Here is a 5,920-nt window from a genome sequence, read left to right as displayed (position 1 = left end):
ACGCGAACCGGGTCCTCGTCGACATGGCTGCCGCCGCCGAGCCCGATCGAGTGCAGATCGGGCATCCGGAACAGCGTGCGCACGCCGCCGACCTCGACCCCGGCATTGGCCTCGCGCGGGACGCCATGACGCAGCTGGCCGATGTCGCTCGTGGTGCCGCCGACGTCGACGACCATGGCATCGTCGAGGCCGGACAGATGCGCGGCGCCGCGCATCGAATTGGTGGCGCCGGAGGCAAAGCTCATCACCGGGAAGGCGGTGGCGATCTCGGCCTGCATCACGGTGCCGTCGTTCTGGGTCAGGAACAGCGGCGCATCGATGCCGCTGTCGGCAATCGCCTTGCGGAAGGCCGCAACCGTGGTGATCGCGAGATCGTGCAGGGATGCATTGAGCAGCGCGGCATTCTCGCGCTCGAGCAGGCCGATGCGACCGAGATCGTGCGACAGCGTCACCGCGACGTCGGGACAGATCTCGGCGAGGATCTCCCGCGCCGTGGTCTCGCAGGAGGGATCGAGCGGGGAGAAGCTCGAGCACACCGCGACCGAGCGCAGACCCTTGTCCCTGATTTTTCGCGCGGCGTCCTTCAGCCCGGCGGTGTCGAGCGGCATGAACGGGCGGCCGTCGTAATCGTGGCCGCCCTCCAGCATGAAGATCTCGCCATTAACAAGGGATGCGAGATCGGTTGGCCAGTCGCAGAACGGCGGCAGCGAGGCGCTCGCGGGCATGCCGATGCGGATCGCGCCGATCTTCTGCACGTGACGGCGCTGCACCACCGCGTTGATGAAATGCGTGGTGCCGATCACGACCGCATCGACCTTGATCGCGGCGGCCGGCTCGGCGCGGAGCGCCTTGAGCGCGTCGAGGATGCCGGAAGTCACGTCGGCGGTGGTCGGACGCTTGACGGAATGGACGACCTTCTCGTCGACGATCAGCACGGCGTCCGTGTTGGTGCCGCCGACATCGATGCCAATACGCTTCATGGGATCTTAAGCTCCAGCCTCTGCGGGCGCGAAGAGAGAACGGTAGTCGAGGTCGTAGCCGAAAGCGCGGGGGCCGACGAATTCGAGGCCTCGGGGGCTCGTCAGCACGGCCGGCGCCGGCAGGGCCACGACGGTGACACGCTGGCCGTAGCGCACGGTCTCGGTGCCGACGCCGTGGCCGTTGACGYTGTCGAGCACGCAGATCAGATCGGGCGACGTCGCGATAGCCTTCTCGCCACGCCAGGCCACGATCCACTCGTTCTGGAACGAGAGCACCAGCTTGTTGCCGCGGTCGGCGTCGCTGCCCTCGATCATGGCCGAACCGCGCAAAAATCCTTCCGTCGTGCGCCGGGCCACGTCGATGATCTTGCCGGTGAACAGCTTCTTGCCGCCTTCGGTTGCCAGCACTGCGGCGATCGGATCCTCGTGACGACGATTTGCCTCCTGCACGGCGCGGCCGATGCCGATCGCCTTGGTGGTGGTGAAGTGGATGCCCCAGTCCTTCACCTCGCGCCCCGTGCGCGGCGCCTTGCTGGTCGAGGCGATCGAGCCCATCTCGACGCAGATCTTGCGGCTGGCCCGCTCCATCCACTTCCAGCTCGGCACCTTGGTGACGACGGCCTCGATGCCGCGCRGATCGTAGAGGGTGCAGGGATAGGGACGCAGCTCTCCGATCGCGACCGAGGTCATCTGCGCTTCGGGGAAGGCGCGGCCCATGCAATCGGCGTCGACCACGGGGATGCCGAGATGGGCGGCCGCCATCAGCGCCTGGACGCCGTTGCCGCCGCCGATCTCGACCGACATCACGGCGCGGAACTTGATGCCGTTGATCTCTTCCTGCATGCGTACCGCGCGCGCGATGTTGCGGCTGTCGGCGAGGCGCTCCTGTCCGACCAGCGGCGCACCCATGTTGGAGACCACGGCGACCCAGTCCTCGTCGTCGAGGTCGAGTGGCGACATCAACTGCACGCGGTGGCCTTCGGCATAGAGCCGGCGCAGATTGAGCAGGCCTAGATAGGGGCTGCCACCGCCGCCGGTTCCGAGAATCCAGGCGCCGACCGCAAGCGCCTCGATCTCCTCGAGGCTGATCGTCTTCAATTCCACCTTGCTCACGACACCAGCTCCTCGACGATACGGGCCGCGGCGGCAATGCCGAGGATCACGGGGCCGGGATAGGCCGTGCGCACACGCGCCTTGTTGGCGCTGGTGTAGCTGATGCAATCCATCACCACGAGATCGGGCTCGAGGTCCGCCATCGTGCGTGCGGCTTCGTCGACGACGGCGTCGCTCGAGCCGGGACGCAGCGTGATGCCGACGACTTCGACGCCTTCGCGCTGCCATTTCTTGTCGATCAGCATGGTCTGCTCAGGCAGCGGCGAGAACACGCCGAGCCGGCCCTTCGGCAGCACGGCCTCGACGAGATTGTGCAGGATGGCCGAGGGCAGGATGACGAGGCCGTCGGCCGCGAGATTGGGAAATTTGCCGGTGCACGCCATCAGCGTCACGCCGACGCCCTCGTGCTTGAAGCGGGTGATCTGCTGGCTCGCGCGGCGCTCGACCTCCTTCTTGCTGATGGTGACGCCGTCGCCGTTCGGCAGCAGCGTGAACAGCGTGTCGTAGCCGTCCATCGGCGGGATCGCGTCGATCTCGGCGCGGCTCATGCCGTCGAGCGCGCCGCGCAGCTCGATCTCGATACCCGGCGACAGCACGGCGGCGATTTCCGATGCGACGGTCGGGCGCGGACTCTGGCCGATCACGACCACCCCGATGCGCTGGTGCTTCAATGGCATGTTCATGTCTAGTCCTTCAAGACGACGAGATCGGCCGGCGTCCAGTCGAGCGTGACACCGTTGCCGGGAACGAACAGGCGGCTCGTGCCTGCATTGGGCTGTTGCACGAGGACACGATGACCGCCCTCGAGCGTGATGCGGTAGAGCACCGCGCCGCCGAGGAAGTTGGTGTTCTCGACGATGCCGTGGGCGGAGCTGCCAGCTGTGGCGGCGTCAGCGCGCGCGATGAGGCGAATCTTTTCGGGACGCAGCGCCACCGAGAGAACGCCGGTGCCTTGCGCCTCGGTGGGCGGCAGCGCCAGGATCAGGCCCTTGCCGACGTCGAGCGCCGAGGCGGCCGTGCTCGTCATCGTGCGCTCGCCGCAAAAGATGTTGGTGTCGCCGATGAAGTCGGCGACAAAGCGCGTCGTGGGCTGGTTGTAGATCTCCGTCGGCGTGCCGACCTGCTCGACGCGGCCGCCGTTCATCACGGCGATACGGTCGGACATCGCCAGCGCCTCTTCCTGGTCGTGGGTGACGAACACCAGGGTCAGGCCGAGTTTCTTCTGGAGCTGCTTGAGCTCGAATTGCATCTGCTGGCGCAGCTTCTTGTCGAGCGCGCCGAGCGGCTCGTCGCAGAGCAGGACGCGCGGCGCGATCACGATGGCGCGGGCGAGCGCCACGCGCTGCTGCTGGCCGCCGGAGAGCTGGGCGGGGCGTCGGTCCTCGAGGCCGGACAGCTCGACCATGGCCAGCGCCGCCTTCACCTTGGCTGCGATGCTCGTCTTGTCGAGCCCGCGCATGCGCAGGCCGAAGGCGACGTTCTCGGCGACGGTGCGATGGGGAAACAGCGCGTAATTCTGGAACACCATGCCCATGTCGCGCTTGTGCGCGGGCACATGGGTGATGTCGGCGCCGTCGACGCGGATCGCGCCCGCGCTCGGCGTCTCGAAGCCGGCGATCATGCGCAGCGTCGTGGTCTTGCCGCAGCCGGACGGGCCGAGCAGGGAGAAGAACTCGCCCTGCCGGATGTCCATGGCGACCGCGTCCACCGCGCGGACTCCGCCGTCATAGACCTTGCTGACGCCGGCGATCTCGATCGACGCGCTCATGCGCGGAAGATCCGGTTGACGCGTTGGTCGATCTCGTCCTTGCGCTCGTTGTACCACTTCCAGTCGACCTGGATCAGCTTCGAGACCTTCTCGGGCGTGGTGAGCAGCTTGGCGTCGTACTTGGCGTCGAGCTTCACCTTCTTGTTGGCCGGCGAGTACCACACGGTTTCCGCGAGGCGCTTCTGCACCTCGGGGCGCAGCATGTAGTTGACATAGGCGTTGGCGAGCTCCTTCATCTTGCTGCCGGGGGTGATGGTCAGGACCTGTTCGAGCGACAGCACGCCTTCGCTCGGCGAGACGAAGTCGGTCGGCTGGTTCTGCCCGTCATAACGGTAGATGCCGGAATCGTGGATGACGCAGAGGCCGACTTCGCCCGACAGCAGCATCTTCTCCATCGCGCCGGTGAAATCGACGATCTTGATCGGCTTGAGCTTCTCCAGTGCGGTGTAGGCCGCATCGAGGTCGGTCTGTCCCTTGCCGAACAACGTGCCGCACATCATCAGGAAGGCCTGGCCGAGGCTGTTGACGGGAATGACRTAGCCGCCGCGGACGCCGTTGTATTTCGCGTCCCACAGCTCCTTCCACGAGGTGATGCTGCCGTAGCCCTTGTCGGTGCGCAGGCCGAGCCCGATGGCGCTGGTGAAGATCGAGACGCCGACGATCTTGTCGCTGACGGCGTAGGGGTAGACGTCGGCGAGATTCGGCACGAGCTTGGGATCGATCTTCGGCTCGACGAGGCCCATCTCGGCGGCGGCCCACTGCTCGTTGGAATTGGTGTGCAGCACGTCATAGATGGGCGCGGAGCGCGAGCTCGCCTGAAGCTTCGGCAGATAAGGGAACGCGGAATCGATCTGGAGCTTGCACTTGAACTCGCTCTCGAAGGCGGGGCCGATCTCGGCCTTCATGATCTCGCCCCACTTGCCGCCCCAGCCGGTGATGCGCAGCGTCGGATCGTCGGCGCGCGCGACGTAGGGCGCGGCGATCGTGCCGATGCCGAGCGAGGCGCTCGCGGTCAGAAAGCGGCGTCGGCTGAGCCGTGAGGATCCCAGAGCTTTCATCATGTCTCGATTCCTTCGGGTGTAATGAGCGGTTACAATTTGACGTAGGAGCGCAGGCCGACCGTGCGGTCGAGCCCGATGACGACGACAAAGGCGAGGACGATCGAGACCACGGAAGCAGCCCCAATCGTGCCGTCCAGATCGAACTTGAGATAGTTGAACAGCGTGACCGGCAGCGTCTCGTTGCCCGGCGAGACCAGGAACAGCGACACCGGAAACTGGTCGAAGGAGACGATGAAGGCGAAGATTGCGCCTGCCAGCACGCCCGGCTTGATCAGCGGCAGCGTCACCTCGAAGAAGGTGCGCAAGGGACTTGCGCCGAGGTTCTGTGCCGCTTCCTCCAGGCGCGTGTCGAAATTATGCAGCACGGCCAGCGTGGTGCGCACGACGTAAGGCAGCGTCACCAGCGTGTGGCCGGCAACGAGGCCCCAGGTTGGACGTCCCACGTCGAGCAGCACATAGGTCTGGAACAGCGCAAGTCCGGTCAGGATCGCCGGCAGCATCAGGGGAGATAGCATCGTCGCCACGATCAGCCGCGCGCCCGGCAGATTGCCGCGCGCCAGCGCGAGCGCGGCGGAGGCGCCGAGGATCGTTGCCGCTATGGTGGTCAGGACCGCGACTTCGAGGCTGAAGCCGAGCGCATGCATGAAGTCGCGCGATGCGAAGAACTTCTCGAACCAGCGCAAGGACACGCCGACCGGCGGAAACTGGATGAAGGGCGTCGGGTTCAGGGCGAACACGACAACGATCGCGATCGGTGCCAGCAGGAAGATCAGGATGGCGATGTTGACGGCGAGATAGAGATAGYGGCCGTAATGCCTGACGCTTCCCGCCGTCCGCGCGGGAGCCGCCTGCCGGGCCGCCGCGAGCGATGGGCTGTGCGAGGCGGTGGTTTGCATCGTCGGCCTCACTGCAATTCGCGCTGGCCGGAGACGAGGCCGAGCGCGCGGTTGTAGGCGACGACGAGCCCGAGCGAGAGCATCAGCAGGACGATGCCGAGC

At 66.2% G+C, this 5,920-nt stretch carries 6 protein-coding genes and 1 pseudogene; all 7 read right to left on the bottom strand.

Annotation, left to right across the window (positions count from 1 at the left end):
• Window positions 1-980 (bottom strand): hydantoinase/oxoprolinase N-terminal domain-containing protein (locus tag AC1D00_RS23260; RefSeq protein ID WP_477012264.1); only part of this gene is annotated, 980 nt, incomplete at its 3' end.
• 6 nt (window positions 981-986) lie between these two features.
• Window positions 987-2,093 carry a DUF917 domain-containing protein gene (locus tag AC1D00_RS23255; protein ID WP_477012263.1) on the bottom strand — a complete coding sequence of 369 codons (1,107 nt, stop codon included), beginning with the start codon at window positions 2,091-2,093 and terminating at the stop codon, window positions 987-989.
• Entirely contained in the window at window positions 2,090-2,776 is a 687-nt protein-coding gene (locus AC1D00_RS23250) for an AroM family protein (protein WP_027549044.1), read from the bottom strand. The genes AC1D00_RS23255 and AC1D00_RS23250 overlap by 4 nt, the downstream gene beginning before the upstream one ends.
• A gap of 2 nt (window positions 2,777-2,778) precedes the next feature.
• A complete protein-coding gene (locus AC1D00_RS23245) occupies window positions 2,779-3,861 on the bottom strand; it encodes an ABC transporter ATP-binding protein (protein ID WP_477012262.1) in 1,083 nt (360 codons plus the stop codon).
• Window positions 3,858-4,922, bottom strand: a complete 1,065-nt coding sequence (locus tag AC1D00_RS23240) for an extracellular solute-binding protein (protein ID WP_027549042.1) — start codon at window positions 4,920-4,922, stop codon at window positions 3,858-3,860. The genes AC1D00_RS23245 and AC1D00_RS23240 overlap by 4 nt, the downstream gene beginning before the upstream one ends.
• A gap of 29 nt (window positions 4,923-4,951) precedes the next feature.
• Window positions 4,952-5,818 carry an ABC transporter permease gene (locus AC1D00_RS23235; RefSeq protein ID WP_477012261.1) on the bottom strand — a complete coding sequence of 289 codons (867 nt, stop codon included), beginning with the start codon at window positions 5,816-5,818 and terminating at the stop codon, window positions 4,952-4,954.
• An 8-nt stretch (window positions 5,819-5,826) separates the two neighbouring features.
• A pseudogene (locus tag AC1D00_RS23230) lies at window positions 5,827-5,920 on the bottom strand (ABC transporter permease); the annotation flags it as partial.

The organism is Bradyrhizobium sp. P2_E8 (assembly GCF_056403875.1).
The sequence above is the reverse complement of the archived record's forward strand: the minus strand, read 5'-3'. Positions and strand labels throughout refer to the sequence as shown.

Excerpts from the sequence above, each read along its gene's own strand:
- AC1D00_RS23250 (WP_027549044.1), bottom strand. The coding sequence starts at position 2,776 with ATGAACATGCCATTGAAGCACCAGCGCATCGGGGTGGTCGTGATCGGC.
- AC1D00_RS23245 (WP_477012262.1), bottom strand. The coding sequence starts at position 3,861 with ATGAGCGCGTCGATCGAGATCGCCGGCGTCAGCAAGGTCTATGACGGC.